Source organism: Bellilinea sp. (assembly GCF_053501535.1).
The window spans coordinates 1-26412 of sequence record NZ_JBRCOK010000133.1; the positions used below are offsets into that span (position 1 = coordinate 1).

Genomic DNA, 26412 nt, shown 5'->3' on the forward strand with positions numbered 1-26412 from the left:
AGAGGCACTCCTCCCCCGGCAATTGATTCAGAACTGGAATACGCTATTTTTAATCCATTGATTTTGATTGAAACTCCCGCTTTTTACAATGATATTTATGACCTGAGCATTTTACCTGCTACGCGTTCGGCTTTGGAAGAATTGAAGGTGCGCTCCATTGCCGTATTACCGCTGTGGGCGGCCCGTAAACAATTGGGAGCACTGCTCTTTCTTTCAGAAGGGCTGCATTATTTCACCATCCGTGAAATGCGCACCTTCCCACCCCTCGTGGATCAGATGGCAACCGCCATTGAAAACATGCGGCTCTTTGAACAAACCCAGGCGGCTCTGGCTGAAACAGAATTGTATTACCGCATCAGCAGCGGTATTGCACAGGCAGGGGATGCCAGCGATCTGGTAGATCTGGTAATAACCGAAATCCTCCCGGCTCAAGCAGAACGAGCAGCCATCATCCAGATTTACAATGATCAGGATGGCATTCCAGTCGAGTTTGAGATTGTTGCCAGCGCTTCAGTTGCCGGTTCATCTGAATTGACTGGAGTGCGTCAATCCGTCACCCATTTGCCGATACTTAAGGAATTACGCGAAGAACCCATCCTGTTGAATCATCTCGAAAACAGCAGACTTGACCCTGTTTCCAAACAAACCCTGAGCCTGATGGGCGTAGCTGCTGGTATTTTTGTGCCGTTGTTCAGTGCAGGCAAAATTGTGGGTTTGCTGGCAGTTACTTCCAGTCAACCAGCCAGTTTCGACCTGGAAGAGGTGCGGGTATTGAATGTTGCCAGCAGTGGTGTAGCCGTAGCATTGGAAAGACAACGCCTGCTCAAAGAAGCCCAGCGCCGGGCTCTTGAACTTCAGGCCGCTGCCGAAATCGCCCGCGATACCACCAGCGTTCTTTCTCAGGATGAATTGCTGAACCGTATCGTAAATCTGCTTTGGGAGCGTTTTGGTTTTTACCATACCGCCATATTTCTGGTCAATGACGAAGGCACTCATGCCGTCATTCAACAGGCCAGTGGACACGGTGCGAAAGAAGTTCTGGAGAGCCGTCAAAAAATTGCGGTTGGATCGCGCTCCATCATAGGAAAGGTTACCGATACCGGTAGTCCCGTAATGGTCAATAATGTACTAGAAAGCCCAATTTACCTGCCCAATCCACATTTGCCGGATACCCGTTCGGAGCTGGGTATTCCTCTGCGCATCGCCGACCGTGTCATCGGAGCGCTGGATATTCAATCCAATCAACCGAATGCGTTTCAGGAAAATGAACTGGGGGTGTTCCAGATTCTGGCCGACCAGATTGCCGTGGCGATTGAAAACGCCCGCGCCTATGAACTGGCCCAAAAAGCCTATCAGGAGATGCGCGAGGTTGACCGCCTGAAGTCCCAATTCCTGGCGAATATGAGTCACGAATTGCGCACACCGTTGAACTCGATTATTGGCTTCTCACGGGTGATCCTCAAAGGCATTGATGGACCAATCAACGACCTTCAAAGGCAGGACCTCACCTCGATTTACAATTCCGGTCAGCATTTACTCGGTTTGATCAACGATGTGCTGGATCTTTCCAAGATCGAAGCCGGCAAAATGGAACTCCAATTTGAAGAAGTCAACATTGCCGATCTGGTCAACTCGGTCATGTCTACTGCTGTAGGGCTGATAAAGGATAAACCCATCCAGTTGAAACACTTTGTGGAACCTGACTTGCCGACAGTCATTGCAGATAACACCCGCATCCGCCAGGTTCTGCTCAATTTCATATCCAATGCCGCCAAATTTACAGATGCCGGTTCGATCACGGTTGAAGCCAAAAAGTCCTTCAGCCCCGACAATAAACCCGAAGTCATGGTGGTGGTTACGGATACGGGTCAGGGAATTGATGAAAAGGGCCGAGAAAAACTGTTTCTGCCCTTCTCTCAGGTGGATGATTCGCCAACCCGCAAAACTGGCGGTACCGGCCTGGGCCTTTCCATTTCCCGTTCCTTCATCGAACTACACGGCGGCCGAATCGGCCTTTTGTGGAGTGAGATCGGTAAAGGAAGCGCATTTTTCTTCACCCTGCCCGTTCAACAGCCAGCGAAACAGACCAGTGATCTGAAATCGGATGAAATTCTTTCCAAAACCGAAAAAGTGATCCTGGCAATTGATGACGATGTACAAGTCATCAAATTATACGAACGCTTCTTGAAAACCAGCGGTTATAAAGTGGTTGCCCTTACCCAACCCAAGCTCGCGGTTGAAAGAGCAAAGTCCCTGAAACCTTTTGCAATAACTCTCGATGTGATGATGCCGGAAGTGGATGGATGGCAGGTTATTCATGCCCTGAAAAACGACCCCCAAACGCGGGATATTCCGGTGATTATTTGCAGTATTCTGGAAGAAGAAGAAAAGGGATTTAGCTTAGGTGCAGCCGATTATCTGGTAAAACCCTTCTTGCAAGAAGATCTGGTCAATGCGGTTTACCGGTTGAATCGTCAGAACCGCATTCATCGCATTCTGGTTGTGGACGATTCGCTCGAAGATCAGCGTTTAATTCAGAAAACGCTTGCGGAGAACAAAAATTTTGAGATCTATGCCGCCTTCGATGGCGAAAAAGCTTTGAAAATGATTCAATCTATCAAACCGGATGCAGTCATTCTGGATCTCTTCATGCCGGGACTGGATGGCTTTCAATTGCTGGAAAAAATCCGCACTGATAACGAATTCCGAAATATCCCAATTATTATCCTTACAGGTGCCGACCTGACCCCTGAGCAGCATCACCAGTTAGCCAGTTTCAGCCAGAACATGCTGAATAAAAGCTTCCTGCGCGAAAAAGACCTGCTGAACCATATTGAACAGGCTCTGCATCGCATACAGGCTTAACTTAAAGTGAGGTTTACCCGTTGATGAGTTTATCTTGTGTCGTAGAATGTCTGGATTGTGGTCACCGTTCCCCTTTTTCCCCAATTCAATCCACCTGCCCAAACTGCGGTAGTGTCTGGCGAAGAGCGGTTTATGATTATGAGTCAATCGCCAAAATCCTGCCAAACTTAATTAGCCGCCGCCCGTTTAACATTTGGCGCTACCGTGAATTACTCCCCGTTCTCAACCCTAACCCTGACCTGTGCCTGAATGAGGGAGGTACTCCCCTGGTGCGGGCGTTAAATCTGGGGATGATTCTCAGTCACCCAAACCTTTACCTCAAAGATGAGCGGCAAGGCCCAACCGCCTCATTCAAAGACCGCCAGGCAGCCGTAACAATCTCTGCCCTGAAAGAAGCGGGGATTACAGAAGCGGTTATTGCCTCCACCGGCAATGTGGCAATCGCATATTCGGCTTATGCAGCCCGTGCCGGCATTAAACTCTGGGCATTTCTCACCAGTCTGGTACCGGCCGCTAAAATGCGCGAAGTAGCCCTTTATGGCACACAGGTGATCAAGGTCACCGGCTCTTATGATCAGGCAAAGCAGGTTGCGGCTGAGTTTGCCCATCAGCGGGGGTTATACCTGGATGCCGGCGCTAAAAGCATCACCAGCGTCGAATCCATGAAAACCATTGCTTTTGAAATTGCCGAGCAGTTTACCACCCAAAAAGGCAATTCCCTGCAACCAACCAACGGTCTGACTGTTTTACCGTGGAAAACTCCCGATTGGTACATTCAATCCGTAAGCGGTGGAATGGGGCCTTTGGGTGTTTATAAAGGCTTTGAAGAACTTTACTGCATGGGAATCATCGAGCGCATTCCCAAAATTGCGGTCATTCAGGTTGAAGGCTGTGCCCCCATGGTTCACGCCTGGCGGCAGGGGTTGGATACTGCCGCCCCGGTGCGATCACCCCACACCCTGATTGCGACACTGGCAACCGGTGACCCCGGCCGCACCTACACCATCCTGCGAAATCATATCCTACAAACCGGGGGAACTTTTGAAATGGTCAGCGATCAGGAAGCCTTCCGCGCCATGCACTTTTTGGCAAAGATGGAAGGACTTTCGGTAGAACCGGCAGCCGGTGTGGCAGTAGCAGGGTTGATTAAGCTGGTACGCGCCGGTCAAATTACCCCCCAGGAAAGTGTGGTCATCAATGTCAGCGGTCACACCATGCCAATTGAGCGCAACATTCTGGGCGAAGGCTGGTCGAAAGATGTTGTCCTGCCTTCGGAACAAATGGAGGAAAGCGCTGAAGAAGGTTTGCTGGCTGCCCTCAGCAAAGTTGCCATTGACCGCTTCCCGCGTATCGCCATCGTGGATGATAACCCGGACGTTCGCCGCCTCATTCGCAGAATATTGCAATCTCAGGGAGACTACGAACTACTTGAAGCCGGTAACGGCCTTGAAGCCGTTGAACTGATCCGTACCCAGCGGCCCAATCTGGTCATTCTGGATTTGATGATGCCGGAAATGGATGGATTTGCGGTGATGGAAGCCTTGAAGTCCGATCCCGGCACGGCAGAAATACCGATCATCGTCATTACCGCCAAAGAACTAAGCGCCGGAGAAAAAGAACGTTTACGCGGTCACATTCAAACACTGATGCAGAAAGGGGATTTTATGAGCGATGATTTATTGGACGAGGTGCGGGCATTTTTGAAGTAATCTTTTACCGCTGAGAGTATTCTTTCATTATGGAACGAAAAAATCGCTCTCAGGGGATTAATGCCGCACTATCCTCAGCCATTTTGCTGGGTCTGCTTCCCATTTTTGGAAAGCAGGCCCTGCTTTCTGGATTTTCGCCGTTAGCCGTCGTTGCCGTGCGCACCACTCTAGCCGTCAGTCTGTTGGCGGTCTTCATGCTTTTTCAGCGTCCTTATCTCTACATCTATCCGATTGGATTGATTGGCTGCTTTCTGGCGGGTTTTATAAACGGAATCGGTTCAATTTTTTACTATATCGCCCTTGCCCGTCTGGAGGCCAGCATTGGTCATCTGCTTTACTCTTTTTATCCGCTTTTTGTTGCCTTCTGGCTGCTGCTCGACCGCCAGACGATTTCTCTGCTAACCATGTTTCGATTAAGCCTCGCACTGCCCGGAGCTTACCTTTTACTGAACAACAGCTCCGGCGTTATGGATTGGGTTGGGGCGCTTTTCATGTTGATTTCAGCAGCTTTTTATGCGCTGCACCTGATCATCAACCAGAGGATACTATACGAAGCCCCGCCCCCCACCGTCACTTTTTACACCCTGCTGGGCATGGCAATCACCGTATTGACCGGTTATCTGCTTTTTGACCGCCAATTGCCGGCTGGAAATCCATCCTGGCTGCCGTTGATCGGCATGGGAACGATCACCTTTTTAGCCCGTCTGACCCTGTTCATGGGCGTTAAAAAATTGGGCGGTTTGCAAACAGCATTGCTGGGGTTGGGCGAGTTAATCGTCACGGTCGTACTTGCCCGTTTATGGCTGGGTGAAACCTTAAACCTCTATCAATGGCTGGGAGCATTCTTTATTGGTGCAAGCCTGTTTTTGGTCGGCTTTGAAAAACAAACCACCGAAAAAAGGCATCAAACCGGTTGGCTGGCCTGGCTGAATCCGCCACGCATGCCAACCACCAATCTCCCATGGCAAAAGTGATTTCAACCAATTACTCCGCTCTCCTGCTCCTCAATTTCCAGCACATACCCTGAACCGCGCACACTGCGAATCCACTGATCACCGCCGGGCAAAGCGGCCAGTTTATGATTCAAACGCGAGAAGACTGGCCGCAGGATTTTGGCCGACTCTTCCGCCCCAAGACGGTAGCCATAGACCATCCGCACCAGTTCTTGATGGCGCATCACCAACGCGTGGTTTGCCAGCAAAACCCCCAACAATTTGCCTTCATTGGGTGTCAGATGGATTGTTTTTTCATTCCATGAGATAACGCGCCTCATCAGATCAATTTGAATTCCGTTGGAAAGACGCAGCAGTGTATTTTCTCCTTGCGAAGGGGTATCGGCGGCTTGATACCGGACACGCTGCTCAAGCACAAAGTTCCCTGCCTGTCCCGGCTGATCATCTGCCAAGGCCTGGCGAATGCTGTTCAGGATGACTTCGGGTGAAACAGGCTTCAGCAAGTAATCAACGACTTTCAAGCGTAAGGCATGAACCGCTGTTTCAAAACTACCGTGCGCCGTGAGAATAATGACTTTCAAACGCGGATATTTGAAGGCCGTTTCTTCCAGAACCTGTATGCCGGAAAGGTCCGGCATGCGCAAATCGAGCAGCATCAAATCATAATTGAGCCGAGCCAAAGCTTGCAACGCCGCGTTACCGTTTTCAACCCCGTCAGCTTCAAAACCTTCCAGCTGCAAAATCCTTAGCAGGGTTACGCGGGCTGCATCTTCATCATCTACAATCAAGATTCTGGGCATGCCAATCATCCTCGCCTGGGTAAGGTAATCTTCAAACGTGCGCCAGTTCCATGCACCGGCGGAACAAAACGAATATCCCCTTTATGAACATCCACCACCAGATCATAACTCACCGACAGGCCCAAACCGGTGCCTCCCTGCCGGGTCGAAAAGAATGGTTCAAATACCTTTTCTTCTAAATCAGCCGTCAGACCCTTACCATTATCTTCAATGCTCAGCACAACCCGATCTTCCAACTCATTATTGACTTCGAACCAGATTTTACGAGGAGGCGGTTGACTTTTCAAGGCTTCCATCGCATTTAATAACACGTTCAGGATAACCTGTTGAATATGATTTTGAATCATCTCCAACTCAACCGGTTGAGAGGGAAAATCCTTGATCAGTTCGATTCCGTTCGCGTGTAATTGGGGTTTGATTAATTCATTGACCAATTCAATGACCGGCAATAAATCAGCCCGCTTACGCTCAAGGTCATTAGTACGATAGAAGGAGAGGGCATTTTGCGCCAACGTAGAAAGCCTTTCGATCTCCAAGATCGCAAGGTTGAGATACTCCCTTCTTTGCGGATCTGAAATATCATCCCTCAAGGAAAGATGCAGACAATTTCTCACTGCTTGAAGTGGATTATTCATCTCATGAGCCAGACTTCCCATCAACCGGCCCAATGCACTCATTTTCTCTGCCAGCAGGATGGCTCGGTGCGATTCCTTAGCCTGCTCAATCATTTTCTCCAAATCCTTGTAGAGCAAGGCATTTTCCATGGCAACCACTGCCTGGCGCGAAAAAATTGCGGCCATTTCCAGATCGGCTTCCGATAATTTACCGTATTCTTTGGGGCGTAAAAAATATAAAACAAACCTTGCCTTTTCGCGAAATACCGGCACCAGCAGGATTTCCAATTCATTCTGCATCAAATAATTCTTTAGAATGAAATCATCCAACTGATCGGTTTGAATGATCCTCAGCCGCTCATCATTCGATTGACTGAGAAGCCGATCCCAATCAACCTGATGGGGGTCAACCAACAGGTTCAAATCACAGCCGAAAACCAGTTTCCATTGCGAGGTTGAAGACTCAAGCTTATAGACACCTGCCTCAGCAGCCTTGATTAAATCACCGGAAAGTTCTTGTAAATACTGCTTGAGCGACTCCAGTTCAACCCGGCTGTAAATATTTTCCATGATATCGAATAAGGGGCGAAGCACTTTCAAACGGGCTGCATCCGTCTGATACCGGTGATTTTCTAGGACGTGGTTTACCGTTTCAATCAATTCTTTGGAAGATTCGAACGGCTTAACCAGCAACCCATCCACACCTTTCCGCAAGGCTTGAATGGAAGTTTCAACACTGCCAAAACCGGTGATGAGAATTACAGCCGCTTCCGAATGAAGTTGCCGGAAGCGAGCCGCCAGTTCAAAACCATCCATAAATGGCATGCGGATATCGGTAATCAACAAATCGTAATCCGTCTCTTCTGCAGTTTGAAGCGCATCTCGCGCGTTCGTGGCAGTTTTGACTTCAAATCCATGCCGTTCTAAAATGCGCTGACAAAGGCGAAGAATGGCAGGATCATCATCCACTACCAAAATTCTGGTTTCACGCATCAATTTTCCACCCTCATTTTTCCTGGTCGCCTATTATTATACCGTTTCCAATCCATTTTTCAATTAACAATTTTATGGAGAAGCATCAAACTGCTGGTAAAATAGCGCATCCGAAAATTCATTCCTTTTGATGGATATAACCATGACCTTCCTGACTACTCTGACCGCTCTGACGCCAATTTTAGCAATTTTCCTGCTGTTGGTTTTATTACGTCTGCCAGCCAGCAAAGCCATGCCTTTAAGTCTCTTTATAACCGCCATTCTGGCGGTTCTCGTCTGGAGAGTACCCTATTTACACACCATTGCATCCGTCGTGGAAGGGTTGATCATTTCTCTTTCAATTTTGTGGATTTTGTTTGGGGCAATCTTGCTGCTCAATACGCTGACAGTTGCAGGGGCTATGGAGCGTATTCGGGCGATGTTTTTCAGCATTTCTCCCGACCGGCGCGTCCAGGCCATCATTGTAGCATGGTTATTCGGTGCTTTCATTGAGGGGGCAGCCGGCTTCGGCACTCCAGCAGCAATCACAGCTCCTTTGATGGTTGCACTTGGTTTTCCTCCACTGGCGGCGGTTGTGCTTGCGCTGACTGCCAACAGCAGCCCGGTTACTTTCGGTGCGCTGGGTACCACCTTTCAAATTGGCATGACCCGTGGATTACAACAAGGCGGGGAAATGGCCGGCCTGGTTTCTCAGGCAACCGGCGGCCTTACCCTCCCGCAAGTGATTCATACGGTTGCCGCTCAAGCCGTCCAGATTGACCTGTTTGTCGGCTCCCTGATTCCTCTCTTTCAAGTACTGCTCCTGACTCGTTTCTTTGGGAGGAACAAATCCTGGCGGGAAGGATTCGTGATGTGGAAATTTGCCCTTTTTGCCGGGATCAGTTTTTTGTTGCCCGCTTATCTGGTTGCCTTGTTTTTAGGACCGGAATTTCCAACTTTGATTGGCGCGCTGGTCGCCATGCTTATCGTAATACCGGCTGCCCGTAAGGGATTTCTCATTCCCAAGGACGTCTGGTATTTTGAAGACCCAACAGAAGAAGCGCAGAGCTTTGAACAGCCCATGTCGCTCCAACGCGCATGGCTGCCCTATATTCTTTTAACAGTTCTACTGGTGCTAACCCGTTTGCCTTTCCTGCCTTTAAAATCCTTTTTACAAAGCCAATCCATTCAGTTCAATGACATTTTCGGAACGGGTATCAGCACTTCATTAGAACCTCTTTATTTGCCCGGCACAATTTTCGTACTGGTTTCTCTGTTTTCTTTCTGGTTTTTCAAAATCCAAAGCAATAACCGCCATCAGGTTATCTCACAATCCCTGGGACGCCTGGTCAGCAGTGCCATTGCGCTGGGCGGCGCTTTACCGATGGTGCGGATTTTCATCAATTCGGGTGTCAATCTGGCTGGTCTGGAAAGTATGCCCATTGAATTGGCGCGTCAGGCTTCTGATCTGGTGGGTCAGTACTGGCCGCTGATTGCCCCGCTCATCGGCAGCCTTGGTTCATTCTTAGCCGGCAGTGCTACTTTCAGCAATATGATGTTTTCCTTATTTCAGGTCAGCGTAGCCGCGCAGGTTAATCTATCACCCTTTATCATTCTGGCATTGCAAGCCTTAGGAGCAAATGCCGGTAATATGATCTGCGTGCTGAATGTCGTGGCAGCCGCTTCAGTGGTTGGATTGAGCGGTAAAGAAGGCAGCATCATCCGCTTCACATTAATGCCCATGCTTTATTATATTCTTTGGGCAGGGATTGTCGGTTTCCTCTTCATTGCGCTATTTTAATAAATTTTCAACCGGAAAAGGTTGCGTTTTTATCGAAATTAACGCATAATAAGTGGTTAGTTCCCTATATCGATTCCCATAATATCTACGCCAAAGGAGGTGGTTCTCGCTATAGATATTTCATGCCATTTAAAACCTGTATCTTTTTCTGTTTCTGTTTCCAATAAAACCAAGGAGGAGTAGCAATGAAAGCCAATAAATTCTTTTGGGTGTTGGCGGTTTTAATGATCGCCAGTCTGGTGCTGGCAGCCTGTCAACCGGCAACCACCCCAACCACACCACCCCAACCACCCGCTCAACAACCAACCACACCACCGGAACAACCCCCCGCCGAACAGCCGACCACACCACCTCAAGCCGGATTTGAACCCATGGTTTATGGCGTGGAAAGCTGTGAAAACTACAACGGCATCATCAAGGAGATAGCCGCTCTTGATGAACTGACCGTTCGTTTCACCCTGTGCGTCCCGGACCCAGCCTTTGAATCCAAAGCTGCTTTTACTGCCTTTGCAATCCAACCCAAGGAATGGATTGAAGCCGCAATGGAAAACCGGCAGATACTGGAAAAACCGATTGGCACCGGCCCCTATGTTCTGGATTCCTGGAAGCGCGGCGACAGCATCATTTTCAAACGCTTCAATGATTACTGGGGCGAGAAAGCCAAAACCGAAACTCTGGTTTTCCGCTGGGCATCTGAACCTGCTGCCCGCCTGCTCGAATTGCAATCCGGCACGGTTGACGGTATTGACAACCCCAGTCCAGATGACTTCGATGTCATTCGCAGCGATCCCAATCTTCAGTTAATGGAACGCGAAGCGCTCAATATCTTCTACCTCGGCATGACCAACACCTTTGAGCCGTTCGATAAATTGGAAGTCCGGCAGGCAATTGCTATGGGCATTGACCGCCAGCGGATTGTGGATAATTTCTACCCGGCCGGTTCAATGGTTGCCAGCCACTTCACCCCCTGCTCCATCCCGAACGGCTGCGTTGGGGAGGACTGGTACGAATTCAACCCTGAAAAGGCGCGCGAACTGCTTGCCAAAGCCGGTTTCCCCAACGGGTTCAAAACCAAAATCTATTATCGCGACGTGGTCCGTGGCTACCTGCCCGAACCCGGTCTGGTGGCAACCGATATTCAGGCTCAGTTGAAACAAAACCTCAACATTGATGCTGAAATCGTCGTCATGGAAAGCGGTGCATTCATTGATGAATCCACCAGCGGCCGCTTGAACGGATTTTACCTGCTGGGCTGGGGTGCTGATTACCCGCACATCACCAACTTCCTCGATTTCCACTTTGGGCGCGCCAACCCTCAATTTGGTAAACCCTTCCCCGAAATCTACGAACTGCTCGAACAGGGTGCCCGCATTGCTGATCCCGATGAAGCGACCCCGATCTACGAACAAGCCAACAACAAGATTAAAGAACTGGTACCCATGGTGCCGATTGCTCACGGCGGTTCGGGTGTAGCCTATCGCGCCGATGTGGTCGGTGGACATGCCAGCCCGCTGGGCAATGAGTACTTCGCCGTCATGGATCCGGGCGGCCGCTCAACCTTCGTCTGGATGCAGAACGCTGAACCCATCTCCCTGTACTGCGGTGATGAAACCGACGGTGAAAGCCTGCGCGCCTGCGAACAGGTGCTGGAATCCTTGCTCGGCTATGAAATTGGCGGCACAGAGGTGAAGCCTGCTCTCGCAACCGAATGCAGCGCCAATGAGGACTTAACCGTTTGGACCTGCAAGCTGCGCCCGAACGTCAAATTCCATGATGGTTCGGCCTTTGATGCCAACGACGTGGTTATGTCATGGGTTGTAGCCTGGGATTACAAACACCCGCTCCACATTGGTAACACCGGCTCTTTCGAGTACTTCAGTTACCTGTGGGGGTTGATGAATGCCCCGGCTGAAGAGTAATCCTTCATCCAGAGGATACCTCGTGTAAAATAAACGTACCAATGCGCGGGATAGACGGTTCTCCCTACTGAGTATCGCCTGTCCCGCGCGCCTTATTATTCAATCACTGGTCTTGTTTTCTCTTTACGGTATAGCAAGGGAATCCCATGATCGCATATACAATTCGTCGTCTGTTACTGGCAATTCCGGTCATGTTTGGGATATTGGTGGTTACTTTTACCCTTTCCCGCATGATTCCCGGCGATCCATGTAAAGCCATGCTCGGAGAAAAAGCAACCGCCGAAGTATGTGACCGGTTTCGTGCTCAGTATGGCCTGGATAAGCCCATCCCCGTTCAACTGGGCATTTATATGGGCAACGTGCTCAAAGGCGATTTCGGCATGTCAATCCGCTTCAGCCGACCGGTGACCATCATCCTGATCGAACGGCTGCCCACCACCATTGAATTGGGTTTAACCTCATTGATGATAGCCGTGCTGGTTGGCATCCCGGCAGGGATTTTGTCCGCAATCAAACGCAATTCCATTATTGATGTCATCACCATGGTCGGAGCCAACATCGGTGTTTCCATGCCGGTTTACTGGTTGGGGTTGATTCTGGCGTATATTTTTGCCCTGTTGCTCAAAGATACCCCATTCTGGTTACCACCTACGGGGAGGTTATCGGCTGGGGTGGTCAGTATTCCCTTCTATCAGGTCTTGGGTTGGGAGTTTCCCAAAGAGTCCTTCCGCTATCATCTCGTCGAATTTATCAGCAATCTGGTTATTTTTAATTCTCTCATCACCCGAGACTGGGCAGTGCTGAAGGATGCCGTCAAACATTTGATCCTCCCGTCTGTGGCGCTTAGCACCATCCCGCTGGCGATCATCGCCCGAATGACCCGTTCTTCGATGCTTGAAGTACTCAAACAGGATTACATCCGCGCAGCTCGCGCCAAAGGGCTCTTGCGAGGAACGGTTATTTTCAAACACGCCTTTCGCAATGCCTTGCTGCCGATTGTGACCATCATCGGCATTCAGGTGGGCACATTGTTTGCCGGCGCAGTCCTGACCGAAACCATTTTTGGATTGGCCGGAGTCGGCCGTATCCTCTTCGAAGCCATCACCGCCCGGGATTTTCCCATTATTCAGGCTTTTACAGTCGTCATCGCAGCCGGTTATGTCATTGCAAACCTGATCGTAGATCTGTCTTATGTTTTTATTGATCCCAGAATACGCCTTGATTAGTTTTCCTTCATTGGATAGAGAAAATGGTAACTGACCTGAAAGCAAACCAGTTCAAACAAAAGGATTACCGTTCCAACAGTCTTTGGCGGCTAACCTTAAGACGCATCTTTCGTCAGCGTTCGGCAATTTTTGGAATGGCTTTACTGGGATTTTTGATTTTGATCGCCATTTTTGCCGAAGCCATCGCCCCCTACGACCCTATTCAGCCGTTAATCGGCATCGAAAACGTCAACAAACGCGAAGCTCCTTGCATTCATCTGTTCGGCTGTCCAAAGGACCGCCCCCAGCACATCATGGGCATTGACGGAAACGTCCGCGACCAGTTTAGCCGGGTGCTTTACGGCTCGCGTTACTCGCTTTATGTCGGTTTCACCACAGTCTCTTTTGCAATTTTAGTAGGCACACTCCTGGGCGCAATTTCCGGCTATTTTGGTGGTTGGTGGGATAACATCATCATGCGCTTGATGGACGTCTTGATGGCATTCCCTTCCCTGCTGCTGGCCATCACCATCGTTTCGGTGCTTGGACCGGGGTTACAGAATGCTTTGTTAGCCATCGCCATTGTTGCCATACCAGTCTATGCCCGCGTTGTGCGTGCCAGTGTCCTTTCCGTCAAGGAACAGGCGTATGTAGCAGCTTCGCTTGCGTTAGGCGGCGGTCATTTCCACATCCTGCTGCGCCGCATTTTACCGAATGCCATCCCACCCCTGATTGTGCAGGGTACCCTGGGTATCGGCACTGCCATTCTGGATGCAGCAGCACTTTCTTTTCTGGGTCTGGGTGCCCAGCCGCCGACCCCCGAATGGGGCACCATGCTGGGAACCGAGCGCAATCAGGTATTTACTGCCCCGCATTTGGTTTTCTTTCCCGGCGCTGCGATTATGATTACCGTGCTGGCCTTTAATCTTCTGGGCGATGGGCTGCGGGATGCCATTGACCCCCGTCTGACCCACCAAAAATAAAAATGCAGGAAGATCCGAACATGACCCATAAAAATTCACCGCCACTCCTGCAAGTTCAAAATCTGAAAACCTACTATTTCACCGATGATGGGGTTGTCAAAGCGGTTGACGGTGTGGATTTTGAAGTTTACCCCGGTGAAGTGTTGGGTTTGGTAGGCGAATCCGGTTGTGGGAAAAGCGTTACATCCCTTTCCATCATGGGTCTGATTGATCCGCCCGGTAGAATTATGGAGGGAAAGGTTTTATTCGATGGAAAAAACCTGTTGGAAATGCCCGAAAAAGAGATGGCACAGGTACGAGGTAGAAACATTTCGATGATTTTTCAGCAGCCGCAAACCAGCCTCAACCCCGTTTTTACAATCGGCGAACAAATCAGTGAAGTTCTTAAGATTCACAGCACCCTGAGTAAACAAGAGCTGCAAAGACGTACACTGGAATTGCTGCAGATGGTGGGAATACCCGATGCGCATCGGAAAATCAATGCGTATCCCCATGAAATGTCGGGGGGGCAGGCCCAACGGGTGATGATTGCCATGGCGCTCGCGCTTAACCCACAGTTGCTGATTGCCGATGAACCTACCACCGCTCTGGATGTAACCATTCAGGCTCAAATTCTGGACTTGATGCGGGAACTCCGCAACCGCACCGGCACAGCCGTCATCTTGATCACCCACGACCTGGGGGTGATTGCCGAGATGGCAGACCGCGTTGCGGTTATGTACGCCGGTAGAATTGTTGAACAGGCAGATGTAAATACTTTATTCAACAACCCGCATCATCCTTACACACAGGGGTTGATCGAATCAGTCCCCGTCTTGGGACAACTCAAAGAGGAATTAGCCACCATCCCCGGCAATGTCCCCAACCTGGTGGATTTACCCCCCGGCTGCCGGTTTGCGCCGCGTTGCACCGCTCGTGAGGCTTATGGCCTGGAAATTTGCAATCAAATTGAGCCGGATTTGCGTTCTGTCGAAAAGCCCGATCATTTGGTGCGCTGCTGGTTGTATCAGGATGGAGACGGTCATTCCGCACCGCTCAAACCATAGGGTCAGAAAGGTCAATGGATGAACACTCTGGTTGAAAAATCTCCAGCCACATCTCAAGATTTGGTTGTTGTTAAGGATTTAGTCAAATACTACCCGGTTTATGGCGGTGTACTTAAGCGCGTGGTCGCTCATGTGAAAGCTGTGGATGGGGTCAGTTTCACCATCCGCAAAGGAGAAACTCTGGGTCTGGTAGGTGAATCGGGCTGCGGTAAAACTACCGTCGGGCATACCATGCTTGGGCTGATCAAAGCCACCAGCGGGCATGTTTATTTTGATGGCGTTGATCTGCTGAAGATAAAAGGCAAGGCGCTCAAAGAGATGCGCCGCCACATCCAGATCGTCTTTCAAGATCCCTACTCTTCACTCGATCCTCGCCTGCCAATCGGTGAATCGATTGCGGAAGGGTTGAAAATCCACAACATCGGTACAGAACAAGACCGTTTCGAGAAAGTTCTGGCAGTTTTGAAGAAGGTTGGGTTGGAAGATTATCACGCCATGCGGTATCCCCATGAATTTTCCGGTGGTCAACGCCAGCGAATTGGTATTGCCCGCGCCTTGATTCTCCAACCCAAATTCATCGTTCTGGATGAACCCGTTTCAGCGTTGGATGTCTCCATTCAGGCGCAAGTGCTGAACATTTTACGCAATTTGCAGCGCGAATTTGGCCTGACCTACCTGTTTGTTGCCCACAATCTAGCCGTCGTTGAGCATATTTCCGACCGGGTTGCGGTGATGTACCTGGGTAAAATTGTTGAACTGGCAGATCGGGAGGTGTTGTTCCGGCTTCCGCTTCACCCATACACGCAAGCCCTGATGTCCGCCATCCCCATTCCCGACCCGCGTGTGCGGCGGAAGCGTATGATTTTACCCGGCGATGTACCCAGCCCTCTGAACCCACCCAAGGGCTGCCGCTTTCATCCCCGTTGTCCCTTTGCCCGCCCCAATTGCTCGCAGGAAGAACCTCCCTTGCGAGAAATCCAGCCGCAGCATTTCGTAGCCTGTCATTACGCAGAGGAGTTTATTCAATAGGTTGACTAAGAGTTGGCAACAGCGGACAAACCCATATCATGCCCTTCCGGGGATAACCACCTGAAAAATCCCTACTTAATAAGCAGGGGTGGCTGATGGGGTCAGCCCATACCATCCCCTTCCGGGGACAACCACCTGAAAAATCCCTTGTTAAAAAGCAGGGGTGGCTGATGGGGGTCGAACCCACAACCACCTGATCCACAGTCAGGTGCTCTGCCATTGAGCTACAGCCACCGTAAAGCACCCGAATTCTATCACAGCCTCTCGGCTTTATGCAAGCATTTTTTGGATCAACTCACCCGCTTCGAGAACGGTGGCGGTAAATTGTTCGCCTTTGGCTAGATCCTTTACTGTGACCCTACCCGCAGCAGCCTCATCCGGCCCAAGAATGACAACGAAACGGATATTCATCCGGTCGGCAAATTTCAATTGGCGTGGCAAACGCACCACCTCTGTATACCCAATCGTCCTCAATCCCATTTCGCGGAATTGTCGGGCAGCTTTCTGGGATTCGATCAGTAAAGTTTCATCAAAGACTGTTACCAGCACATCCGCTGGCGCAGTCCCCAACGGCGGCAGACAGCCATATTTTTGCAAAACCAGACTAATCATCACATCCCCCATGGCAAAACCCACCCCGGGCAGCGGCTCACCGCCGACATCTGCAACCAGATTATCGTAATGTCCCCCGCCAAGGATGGCTCGCCCATCGCGTGCCAGATCATAGGCTTCAAACACAGTTCCGGTGTAATATTCCAGCCCGCGGATGACCTGTGGATTGTAGTGGACATATTCATCCGCTCCCATGGCCCGCAAAGTCTCAAAGAAACGCTGCATCTCGACAGAGTTTTTCCACAGCTCGCGGTTATCTAGGATGGATTTCAATCCCTCAAATTGATCAACGCTCAAACCGACCTCAATGGCATAAGCTGCCCAATCCTCCGGGCGCATTTTATCCCGTCGGTCAATCAATCGAAACACCTGCTTTTTCATTTCTGCATCTGCAACGCCCAGTTTACCTAATTCCGCATCCATCAAGCGCCGGTCGTTGACAAAAATTCCCACCTGAGATGGGTTCAGACCGGTTTTCTTGAAAAATGCGGCGCAAATGGCAACCAGTTCGGCATCCGATTCGGGCGAATTAGCGCCAATTAAATCCACGTTCCATTGGAAAAATTCGCGAGTCCGTCCTTTTTGAGGGCGTTCGTATCGCCAAAATGGCCCAAAGGACCACCACCGCAACGGGAAGGTGAGTTGCCGCTGGCGCTGAGCAACCATGCGCGCCAGCGATGGGGTCAATTCCGGACGCAGGGTGATTAGATCGCCGCCACGGTCGGGAAATACAAAAGCCTGTTCCTTAACCAATTCCTCACCAGACTTGGCCGCATACAGATCAATCTTTTCCAGAAAAGGGCCATCATATTCCTGATATCCAAATAACTCTGAAACTTCCCGGAGCATCTGATACAACCACGAACGGATTGCCATCTCTTCCGGGTAAAAATCACGGGTTCCCTTGACGGAAGGAATTATTTTCTCCATCTTTTTAAATTCCTCTTCGACGAATTATAGTCTATCATTTTAACATGTGCTGTCTTTTTTGTAAGAAGGTTTTTTTGCTTATTTCCTGCGTGACAAATGGGTTTTCAGGATAGGAAATTTAACACTTATCAAACCGGTCAAATTGTGCTAATGTTGACTGGATTTAGTTACAACCTTTCGGGAAAACCCCGTTAGAAAATTCCCTCAAACAGGCCATACTATGAAACTGAATGAAATCGTCCAAAAACTGAACGGAAAAGTCCTTCATTCCAAAATCAATTTGGATGCTGAAGTCAAAGGTGCCGGCGGAGCCGACCTGATGAGCGATGTGCTTGCCTCCATTCAACCACAGGCCATATTACTGACCGGTTTGTGCAACCCCCAGGTCGTTCGCACCGCCATGATGGCCGATGTTCTTGCGATTGTGCTTGTGCGCGGAAAAACTCCGCCGGTTGAAACTGTCCAGCTGGCAGAGAAGGAACACATTCCACTGATCAGCACTCCCTTTGGCATGTTTGAAGCCTGTGGCATTCTTTATCAAGCTGGTTTGAGTTGCCTTGAACGACCGGTGAGCGACCAGGATTGTTTTGCCAGTTAGCTTTTTGAACTTAAAAATGACCGAACAAACCCCTCTTCGTAAATCCAGCCTCATCAGTGACCAGGAAGCAGAAAACATCACCCGGGTTGAAGAACTCGCTTACGAGATCAAAGTTCAAGAGGTGATGACCCCCAACCCCATCACCATGACCACCAGCATGAAAATGCGGGAAGTGCTGGAACAATTCCGTGTGGCGCGAATTTCCGGCGCTCCCATTGTTGAAGAGGGCCAGCTGATTGGCATTATCAGCATTGAAGACCTGATTCGCTGTCTGATTAAGGCTGACCTTGAGGCAGAAATCCAAAAATACATGACCCACAATCCATTCACCGTCAAAGGCGATGACCCGGTGGTGGAAGCGCTGAAAATGTTTGTCAGCACCAAGGTCGGCAGGCTGCCGGTTATCAACAAAGAGGGTCAACTGATTGGGATTCTGACCAAAGGCGACATCACGCGCGGCTTATTAAAAGCCTTACAGCAGGATTATCAGACCGAAGAAGTGCGCCGTTACCGTGCCTCGCATTTGTTTGAGGATATCGAATCCGAACGAACCAGCTTAATCTTGCGTTACAACATCAAAGCCGGCGATTTTACACACGGCGGAGAAGCCTCATCCAAAATTAAGCGGGCTCTCAGCCGTATGGGTGCCAGCCCCCAAATTGCCCGCCGCTGTGGAATTGCCACCTACGAAGCCGAAATGAACCTGATCATTCATACCACTGAAGGCGGTGTGATTCGGGTTGAAATTGAACCCCATCAAATTTCCATTGATGTATATGACAGCGGACCCGGCATCCAGGATGTGGAATTGGCCATGAAGCCGGGTTATTCAACCGCCAGCGAAAAGGTGCGGGAACTTGGTTTTGGAGCAGGAATGGGACTGGTGAATATCTCCCGTTGTGTGGACATCATGAAACTGGAATCGGTGTGGGGAAAAGGAACCCGTTTGAGAATGAAGATCTTTCTCAAAAAAGAAGATACGGTTGGGGAAGGACATGCTGCCAAATCTTTGGAGGAAAAATGATGAATCTGGAACAGGTTATCCAGGCACTTGACCTGAAAGTGTTGACCGAACAAAAGCCTTTTAATGAAATTCTGCCCACCACGGGTTATGCAGCCGATCTGTTATCCTGCGTGATGACCGGTGCATCGCGTGGCGGGTTGTGGGTAACGCTGCAGGCCCACAGCAATATCGTTGCGGTGGCTGCCTTGCTGGAATTAAGCGCCATCATCATCACCGAAGGTGCACAACCCGATGAAGCCACCATCCAAAAAGCCAATGAACAAGGTGTAGTTCTGTTATCCAGCCAGCAGGATACTTACCGGGTAGTTGGCAGGTTGTGGGAATTGGGTATTCGCTGAATTCTATCCAAAGTCGGTTTACATCCTCCGGCAGGGAGGTTTCTCTTGAAAGTTTATCGTGCCGAGTTGCACATTCACACCGTTCTCTCTCCCTGTGCGGAGATTGAAATGCTGCCCCCCTTGATTGTCATGGAATGCCTTGAAAAAGGCATTTCTTTGATTGCCATTACCGATCATAATACAACCGCCAATATCTCGGCTGTCCAGCAGGCCGCTCAAGGAACCGGTTTGATCGTGCTGCCCGGTATGGAAGTTCAAACCCGCGAAGAAGTTCACTCCTTATGCCTGTTTGAAACCCTTGAACAGGCGCTCGCCTGGCAGGCCATTGTTGACCGTCACCTGCCCCCTCTCCCCAACCGCCCGGATTACTTTGGTGACCAGTTGATTGTAGATGCCAACGGCGACTTCCTGCAGCGCGAAGAACGATTGCTGCTCAATTCGGTCAATTTAAGCCTGGCAGAAGCATATCATCAAGTCACCGAACTGGGGGGGCTGTTTATTCCGGCGCATGTCAACCGCACAGCGAACGGCTTATTACCCATTTTGGGAATGCCCCCGGCGGATATTCCGCTGGAAGTGATGGAAATTTCTCATCACCTGAAATTGGCAGAAGCGGTTAAAATATATCCATTCCTGCAAGGTTATTCGTTAATCCAGAGCGGTGATGCTCATCGTCTGGATGAGATTTTAGGCCTAAACCAGTTCACTTTACAATCCCCCACCATTCAAGAAATTCGACTGGCACTGCGCGGCGAACAGGGCCGCTCCCATCGCATCCTCTCCAGCACAGCTCTCTCCGAAGAATAACCTCTAGATTTCATTTGTTACAACTTTCACAAGGAAAGATGACATTTGGTAATTACCTAAACTTAAGCAAATGAGTACACTTTGGATTGATTAGCCCCAATTAATTCTACCAATTTCGTCCAATTTGTTACCGGAGTAACGTATGCTAAACATCAAACCTTCCATACCAGCCAACGATCCACTGGCTAACCCCGAACAAAAGAAACTGATTGATGAGATTCTGGAGAAAAACAAGAACCTCCCCGGCGCGACCATGGTTGTCCTCAACGAGCTTCAAAGCCGGATCGGTTTCATTTCCGAACCCATGCAACAATATGTTGCTGACAAACTGCACGTGCCAGTCAGTTCAGTTCATGGGGTGGTTTCCTTTTATTCCTTCTTCACCACCACCCCGCGCGGCAAGCACACCATTAAGTTCTGTATGGGCACAGCCTGTTACGTAGGTGGCATGCCGCAGTTGATTGACAAAGCCAAATCCCTGCTGGGTGTTGAACCGGGGCAAACCACGCCGGATGGCGAAATCACCCTGGAGGTTTGCCGCTGCGTGGGTGCTTGCAGCCAGGCACCGGTCGTTGTGGTAGATGACAAAATTTTTGGGCGTTTGCGCCCCAACAAATTCCCCCAAGTATTACGCTCCATTCAGGATAACAAACAGTGAGAGAGTTATCCCTTCACCTGCTGGATATTGCTGAAAACAGCATTGCAGCCGGCGCAAAAAATATCACCATTACGATTCGTGAGGATACAACTGCCGACCGGTTGTACCTCAGTGTTCAGGATGATGGTAAAGGAATGGATGAGGAGATGGTCAGAAAAGTAACCGACCCATTTGTGACCACCCGCACCACCCGCAAGGTTGGACTGGGTATTCCTCTGTTGAAAGCTGCTGCCGAAGCCTGCAACGGCTGGCTCAAAATTCATTCCAAAGTTGGTGAAGGGACATTGGTCGAAGTTGAATTTCAACGCAGCCACATTGATCGGATGCCGTTGGGTGATGTTGCCGGAACTTTCCTCACCTTGCTGGTAGGAAACCCGCAAATTCACTGGGTCTTCCGTTACAGCGTGGATGATGAGATCTTTGAACTGGACGATCAACAAATCAAACAAGAACTGCAGGAGATCCCGCTTTCCGATCCGCTGGTACTTTCATATCTGCGCGAAATACTGGAAAGCAGTATCCGTTCACTTCAAACCACACCAGTCTATTAACCGGATATCTTGAGATATCAATCCGTAGAGAGGAGATTAACCATGCCGACCATCAAAAGTTTGGACGATTTGAAAAAAATCCGTGAGGAAGCTTTGGAGAAACGAAAAGTAAAAACTGCTTCGGGGCAGGTTCAGGTGATTGTGGGTATGGGCACCTGTGGCATTGCCGCTGGCGCGCGGGATGCCATGAAAGCCATCCTTGAAACCATCCAAACTGAGAACCTCGAAGGGGTTGTTGTGACCCAGACCGGCTGCATTGGCTTATGCGAAAAAGAGCCCATTGTGCAGGTTGTGGTTGGGGATCAGCCCAAAGTAACCTACGGCAAGGTTTCGCCGGATGTCGCCCGCCAGATCATGAAAGAACATGTTAAGAATGGTAATGTGGTTAAAGATTTCGTGATTCAGATATAAGCATTTTATTGGTAAACCATTTTTGCAAGACTAAAGGTTGACGGCTATGAAATACTATCGCTCACATGTCTTAGTCTGTGTAGATCCAGAATGTCTTCAAAAAGGCGCGCACGAATTGGTGGATGCCTTGCAGGATGAACTGGTTGCTACAGGTTTGATTGATGAAGTCCAGGTGTTGGAAACATCCCGCATCGGCGGGTGCAGTTTAGGCCCGGAGATGATGGTGTATCCCGAGGGTGTCCATTATGTCGGAGTAACCCCCGATGATGTTCCCTATCTGGTGGAAGAACATTTCCTCAAGGGCCGGGTAGTCAATAAATTCCAGATGCCCACCACCAAAGTGGTAGATGAGGAGCTGGGTGCCCCCACCCAGAAAGAAGTCCGCATCGTATTACGCAACTGCGGCAAAATCGATCCCGAAAATATCGAAGACTATATCGCCGAGGATGGTTATCAGGCGCTCGCCAAAGTCCTCACCGAAATGACCCCTGAGGAAGTGATTGATACCGTTCTCAAATCCGGTTTGCGCGGACGCGGGGGCGCTGGATTTCCCACCGGTAAAAAATGGCAATTCACCCGTCAGGCACCGGGCGACATCAAGTATGTGGTCTGCAACGCAGATGAAGGTGACCCGGGCGCTTTTATGAACCGCCGCGTTTTGGAAGGCGACCCTCACGCCGTTATCGAGGGTATGGCCATTGCAGCCTATGCAATTGGTGCCCATCAAGGATACATTTATTGCCGCGCCGAATATCCGGTTGCCGTTTCCACCCTCAACATTGCCATCCAGCAGGCGCGCAATTTGGGCTTACTGGGTAAAGATATTCTCGGCAGCGGTTTCGATTTTGATCTGGAAGTCCGCATGGGCGCAGGCGCCTTCGTGTGCGGTGAGGAAACTGCTCTGATTGCTTCGATTGAAGGACGACGCGGTGAACCACGCCCACGCCCGCCCTTCCCGGCGGTACAGGGCTTGTGGAACCGGCCCACCAATGTCAACAATGTGGAAACCTATGCCAATATTCCGCAAATCATCCTCAAAGGTGCAGAATGGTACGCCAGCTACGGAACGGAAAAAAGCAAAGGCACCAAAACCTTTGCACTGGCTGGTGACCTCAATCATACCGGTTTGATCGAAGTACCCCTCGGCATTACCTTGCGCGAAATTATCTATGATGTCGGAGGCGGTATCAAAGACGGCAAAGCCTTTAAAGCCGTCCAGATCGGCGGCCCGATGGGCGGCTGTGTGCCGGCAGAATACCTTGACCTGCCGCTCGATTATGAATCACTGGCTCAGGCAGGCACCATCATGGGTTCCGGCGGAATGATTGTCCTCGATGAGGATACCTGCATGGTAGATGTTGCCCGCTACTTTATGGACTTCACTCAGGACGAAAGCTGCGGCAAATGCACTCCCTGCCGGGTCGGCACACGCCGTATTCTTGAAATCCTTACCCGCATCTGTGATGGTAAGGGACAGGACGGCGATATTGAGCTGCTTGAAAGTTTGTGCCAGGAAATTCGCACCAACAGCCTGTGTGGTTTGGGTCAAGGCGCGCCGAACCCGGTTGTCAGCACGCTGCGTTATTTCCGCGAGGAATTTGAAGCGCACATTTACGAAAAACGCTGCCCGGCAAAAGTCTGCCGCGCTTTGATCCGTTACGAAATTCTACCAGATGCCTGTACCGGCTGCACGGTTTGCGCCCGCAACTGCCCGGTTAACGCCATCAGCGGTGAGCGTCGTCAGACGCATGTCATTGATCCGGACACCTGCATCCGCTGCGGCATTTGTATGCAGGTATGTAACTTCAACGCAGTTGTCATCGAATAATCCAGCCAGCTGCAGCAATCGTCCGATTCAGACCAAAGGAGGAATAGCATGAGCGTTGAAACCAAAAGCAGCGAAAAAATACTGGAAGCGGTTAATGCTGCCATTGAAAAGTTCGGCGCAAAGCAGGAGGAATTGATTCCCATCCTGAACGAGGTGAACCGCCAATTGGGCTATATTCCAACCGAAGCGATGGAAGAAATCAGCCGCCGCTTGAAAGAACCGAAGAGCAGTTTGTTCGGGGTAGCCAGTTTCTACCATATGCTCTCCACCAAACCACGCGGGCGACATGTCATTCAATTCTGCGAAAGTGCTCCCTGTCATGTCGTTGGCGGCAGAGAGGTGTTTGAAGCACTGAAAGAAGAACTGGGTCTGGAAGCGAATGAAACTTCTCCGGATGGTAAATGGACGCTCATCACCACCAGCTGTCTTGGAGTTTGCTCGGTTGGTCCGGTGATTGTAGTTGATGAAGACATCTACGGCAATGTGGATGCCCGGAAGGTTCCTGAAATTTTAGCGCGGTATGAGTAAAGGAGGTGTCCAATGAAAATGGCTCGCTCAATGGTACTGGTCTCCAGTGACCCCATCAGTATGCAGCTGGGAGCGCAGGAAGTCTTTCAGGCATTACAGGATCAAATCAAAGCCTTTGGTCTGGAGGATGAAATCTCTTTGACCATGGTCGGCGATGTTGGCCGCCACGATGCTCTGCCGCTAGTCATCGTTTACCCGGAAGCGGTGATCTACGGGCCGGTTACGCCCGAAAAAGTACCCTATCTGGTTGAGGAGCATCTCTACAAAGGGCGCATTGCCGAAGAGTTGGTGGCTTCGGTACGTGAATTGAGCGGCAGAATTGCCTGGCTGCACGCCCGCAAAGGCACCCTGCCAGCCGAACAGAGAATTGTTCTGCGCCGCGCCGGTATCATTGACCCAACCAGCATTGAGGAGTACATCCTTCATGACGGCTACATGGCTCTCGGCAAAGTTCTCACCAGCATGACGCCGGAAGAAGTGATTGAAGAAGTCAAAAAATCCGGCCTGCGCGGACGGGGCGGAGCAGGTTTCCCCACCGGTAGCAAATGGGGTTTCGTGGCCCGCGAAAAATCGGATAAGAAATACATCATCTGCAATGCCGATGAATCTGAACCCGGCACGTTTAAGGATCGTCTCATTCTGGAAGGCGACCCCCACAGCATGATCGAAGCCATGGCAATTGCCGGTTATGCAGTTGGCGCGGATGAAGGTTACATTTACGTCCGCGGTGAATACCTGCTTGCTCAGGAAAGACTTAAAAAAGCCATTCAAGACGCCCATGAGATGGGATTCCTCGGTAAAAACATTTTCGGCACCGATTTCAACTTTGAAATTCACATTCACGCCGGAGCTGGAGCCTACATCTGTGGAGAAGAAACTGCACTGATCGAGTCCATCGAAGGAAAACGCGGACAGCCGCGCTCCCGTCCCCCTTACCCGACCACCTTTGGCCTGTGGGGAAAACCGACGGTGATCAACAATGTTGAAACACTGGCCAATATCCCGCCCATCATCAACAACGGCGCCGATTGGTATCGAAGTTTCGGCACACCCAGCAGCCCGGGCACCAAAGTGTACACTGTCCTCGGCAACGTCAATGTCACCGGCTTGATCGAAGTTCCCATGGGGATCACGCTAAGAGAAGTCATTGCCATTTATGCCAAGGGTATGAAGGATGGTTCTAACTTCAAGCTGGCACAGACCGGCGGGTCAAGCGGCTCGATTATTCCGGCTTCGCTGCAGGATACCCCCATGGACTTCGACTCCTACGCCAAAGCCGGCGTTTCTCTGGGTTCGGGCGCTTTGCTGATCTGCAACGAGGATACCTGTGTGGTGGACCTCGCGAAAGTATTGCTTAACTTCTTCCGGGTTGAATCCTGTGGTAAATGCAACCCATGCCGAATTGGTTCACAGCGGGCTTGGGAAATGCTGGATAAAATCTCAAAAGGCCAGGCTTCCTTGAGCGATCTCGACAAACTGGCAGAACTATCCGAAAATCTTTATATGTTATCCAACTGCGGCTTAGGCCAAACAGCCGGCACTCCCTTGCGCGATATTTTGAATTACTTCCGCGCCGAAGTGGAAGCCCACATCCGCCTCAAGATTTGCCCTTCCGGAGTCTGCAAAATGGAGGAGATGATCCCTCAACCCTGAAACTTGCTTATTGGAGAGTTTCTTTGTGATGGCAGTCGAAAACAACGTAATTTCCATTGATGCTTTGATGCCCGCCGAAATGGCTCAGAAGGCGGAAGCCATTGGCGTTAAAAAAGCCAATCTTGCCTTCTGGCCGTTGTTTGCTTTATCCATTTTAGCCGGCGCTTTCATCGCATTAGGCGCTATTTTTGCCACAACGGTCAGCGCCGGTTCATCAACTTTGCCCTATGGTGTTGCGCGTCTCCTGACCGGGCTGGTCTTCACAGTCGGCCTTATTCTGGTGATTGTCGGCGGTGCGGAACTCTTCACCGGCAACAACCTGATCATCATGGCTTTCACCAACGGTAAAGTCACCTTGCAGGCGCTGCTGCGCAATTGGGTGATTGTTTACCTGGGGAACTTTGTCGGTTCCGTTGCCACTGCCGTGATCATGTTCCTCACCCGCCAGTATAGTTTTGGAAACGGCTCAATCGGTTTAGCGGCGCTGAATATTGCTAACAGCAAAGTGAACCTCGAGTTTTTACAGGCAATTGCTCTCGGCACCATGTGCAACGCCATGGTTTGTATGGCTGTCTGGC

Annotated in this window: 23 protein-coding genes and 1 tRNA gene; 20 read left to right on the forward strand and 4 right to left on the reverse strand. The window is 50.3% G+C overall.

The genetic code is table 11. The features are described 5' to 3' along the window. From ACWIZX_RS12235 to ACWIZX_RS12245, 3 genes are all read left to right on the forward strand, one after another. A partial coding sequence (locus ACWIZX_RS12235; protein WP_448335978.1) for a GAF domain-containing protein occupies nucleotides 1-2865 on the forward strand: 2865 nt, incomplete at its 5' end. Nucleotides 2866-2888: 23 nt separating this feature from the next. Next, entirely contained in the window at nucleotides 2889-4574 is a 1686-nt protein-coding gene (locus ACWIZX_RS12240; RefSeq protein ID WP_448335979.1) for a pyridoxal-phosphate dependent enzyme, read from the forward strand. Between the two features lie 29 nt (nucleotides 4575-4603). Beyond that, complete coding sequence (locus ACWIZX_RS12245) at nucleotides 4604-5548, forward strand: DMT family transporter (protein ID WP_448335980.1); 945 nt, start codon at nucleotides 4604-4606, stop codon at nucleotides 5546-5548. A 2-nt stretch (nucleotides 5549-5550) separates the two neighbouring features. Here the strand turns inward: ACWIZX_RS12245 and ACWIZX_RS12250 are convergent, their stop codons facing one another. Then, nucleotides 5551-6327, reverse strand: coding sequence for a response regulator transcription factor (locus tag ACWIZX_RS12250; RefSeq protein ID WP_448335981.1), 777 nt, complete (start codon nucleotides 6325-6327; stop codon nucleotides 5551-5553). Between the two features lie 5 nt (nucleotides 6328-6332). Then, nucleotides 6333-7934: a response regulator gene (locus ACWIZX_RS12255; RefSeq protein WP_448335982.1), complete on the reverse strand. Its 1602-nt coding sequence runs from the start codon at nucleotides 7932-7934 to the stop codon at nucleotides 6333-6335. Between the two features lie 142 nt (nucleotides 7935-8076). Between ACWIZX_RS12255 and ACWIZX_RS12260 the strand changes: the two genes are divergently transcribed. The 6 genes from ACWIZX_RS12260 (at nucleotide 8077) to ACWIZX_RS12285 (ending at nucleotide 15896) form a co-directional block, all read left to right on the forward strand. Further along, a complete protein-coding gene (locus ACWIZX_RS12260; protein ID WP_448335983.1) occupies nucleotides 8077-9714 on the forward strand; it encodes an L-lactate permease in 1638 nt (545 codons plus the stop codon). Between the two features lie 185 nt (nucleotides 9715-9899). After that, entirely contained in the window at nucleotides 9900-11633 is a 1734-nt protein-coding gene (locus ACWIZX_RS12265; RefSeq protein WP_448335984.1) for an ABC transporter substrate-binding protein, read from the forward strand. A 146-nt stretch (nucleotides 11634-11779) separates the two neighbouring features. After that, on the forward strand, nucleotides 11780-12859 hold the full coding sequence (locus ACWIZX_RS12270; RefSeq protein WP_322791405.1) for an ABC transporter permease: 1080 nt from the start codon (nucleotides 11780-11782) through the stop codon (nucleotides 12857-12859). Nucleotides 12860-12882: 23 nt separating this feature from the next. Continuing rightward, nucleotides 12883-13821 carry an ABC transporter permease gene (locus ACWIZX_RS12275; protein ID WP_322791406.1) on the forward strand — a complete coding sequence of 313 codons (939 nt, stop codon included), beginning with the start codon at nucleotides 12883-12885 and terminating at the stop codon, nucleotides 13819-13821. A gap of 20 nt (nucleotides 13822-13841) precedes the next feature. Then, the gene (locus ACWIZX_RS12280) at nucleotides 13842-14867 is read left to right on the forward strand and encodes an ABC transporter ATP-binding protein (protein ID WP_322791407.1); all 1026 of its coding nucleotides are present in this window, start codon (nucleotides 13842-13844) and stop codon (nucleotides 14865-14867) included. 18 nt (nucleotides 14868-14885) lie between these two features. Further along, nucleotides 14886-15896 carry an ABC transporter ATP-binding protein gene (locus ACWIZX_RS12285; protein WP_322791408.1) on the forward strand — a complete coding sequence of 337 codons (1011 nt, stop codon included), beginning with the start codon at nucleotides 14886-14888 and terminating at the stop codon, nucleotides 15894-15896. Between the two features lie 162 nt (nucleotides 15897-16058). On the opposite strand, the gene ACWIZX_RS12290 is transcribed toward ACWIZX_RS12285, so the two are convergent. Beyond that, a tRNA-His gene (locus tag ACWIZX_RS12290) sits at nucleotides 16059-16130 on the reverse strand. A 36-nt stretch (nucleotides 16131-16166) separates the two neighbouring features. Further along, nucleotides 16167-17438, reverse strand: coding sequence for a histidine--tRNA ligase (gene hisS / locus ACWIZX_RS12295; protein ID WP_322791409.1), 1272 nt, complete (start codon nucleotides 17436-17438; stop codon nucleotides 16167-16169). A 220-nt stretch (nucleotides 17439-17658) separates the two neighbouring features. Here hisS and ACWIZX_RS12300 point away from each other — a divergent pair, with 220 nt between their 5' ends. The 11 genes from ACWIZX_RS12300 to ACWIZX_RS12350 all read left to right on the forward strand — a co-directional run. Then, entirely contained in the window at nucleotides 17659-18036 is a 378-nt protein-coding gene (locus tag ACWIZX_RS12300; RefSeq protein ID WP_322791410.1) for a DRTGG domain-containing protein, read from the forward strand. A gap of 16 nt (nucleotides 18037-18052) precedes the next feature. Continuing rightward, nucleotides 18053-19060 (forward strand): CBS domain-containing protein, encoded by a 1008-nt coding sequence (locus tag ACWIZX_RS12305; RefSeq protein WP_322791411.1) that lies wholly within the window; start codon nucleotides 18053-18055, stop codon nucleotides 19058-19060. Beyond that, nucleotides 19057-19398: a DRTGG domain-containing protein gene (locus ACWIZX_RS12310; protein ID WP_322791412.1), complete on the forward strand. Its 342-nt coding sequence runs from the start codon at nucleotides 19057-19059 to the stop codon at nucleotides 19396-19398. Before ACWIZX_RS12305 ends, ACWIZX_RS12310 begins: the two co-directional genes overlap by 4 nt. A 45-nt stretch (nucleotides 19399-19443) precedes the next feature. Continuing rightward, nucleotides 19444-20205, forward strand: coding sequence for a PHP domain-containing protein (locus ACWIZX_RS12315; RefSeq protein WP_448335985.1), 762 nt, complete (start codon nucleotides 19444-19446; stop codon nucleotides 20203-20205). Nucleotides 20206-20347: 142 nt separating this feature from the next. After that, entirely contained in the window at nucleotides 20348-20863 is a 516-nt protein-coding gene (locus tag ACWIZX_RS12320; RefSeq protein WP_322791414.1) for an NADH-quinone oxidoreductase subunit NuoE family protein, read from the forward strand. Further along, nucleotides 20860-21414: an ATP-binding protein gene (locus ACWIZX_RS12325; RefSeq protein WP_448335986.1), complete on the forward strand. Its 555-nt coding sequence runs from the start codon at nucleotides 20860-20862 to the stop codon at nucleotides 21412-21414. Before ACWIZX_RS12320 ends, ACWIZX_RS12325 begins: the two co-directional genes overlap by 4 nt. Before the next feature lie 42 nt (nucleotides 21415-21456). Further along, the gene (locus ACWIZX_RS12330) at nucleotides 21457-21825 is read left to right on the forward strand and encodes a (2Fe-2S) ferredoxin domain-containing protein (protein ID WP_322791416.1); all 369 of its coding nucleotides are present in this window, start codon (nucleotides 21457-21459) and stop codon (nucleotides 21823-21825) included. A 46-nt stretch (nucleotides 21826-21871) separates the two neighbouring features. Then, nucleotides 21872-23653: an NADH-quinone oxidoreductase subunit NuoF gene (nuoF, locus tag ACWIZX_RS12335; RefSeq protein ID WP_448335987.1), complete on the forward strand. Its 1782-nt coding sequence runs from the start codon at nucleotides 21872-21874 to the stop codon at nucleotides 23651-23653. Nucleotides 23654-23701: 48 nt separating this feature from the next. After that, complete coding sequence (nuoE, locus tag ACWIZX_RS12340) at nucleotides 23702-24181, forward strand: NADH-quinone oxidoreductase subunit NuoE (RefSeq protein WP_322791418.1); 480 nt, start codon at nucleotides 23702-23704, stop codon at nucleotides 24179-24181. A 12-nt stretch (nucleotides 24182-24193) separates the two neighbouring features. After that, nucleotides 24194-25834 carry an NADH-quinone oxidoreductase subunit NuoF gene (gene nuoF / locus ACWIZX_RS12345; RefSeq protein ID WP_448335988.1) on the forward strand — a complete coding sequence of 547 codons (1641 nt, stop codon included), beginning with the start codon at nucleotides 24194-24196 and terminating at the stop codon, nucleotides 25832-25834. A gap of 28 nt (nucleotides 25835-25862) precedes the next feature. Then, nucleotides 25863-26412: formate/nitrite transporter family protein (locus ACWIZX_RS12350; protein ID WP_448335989.1), on the forward strand; the 550-nt coding region annotated here is incomplete at its 3' end.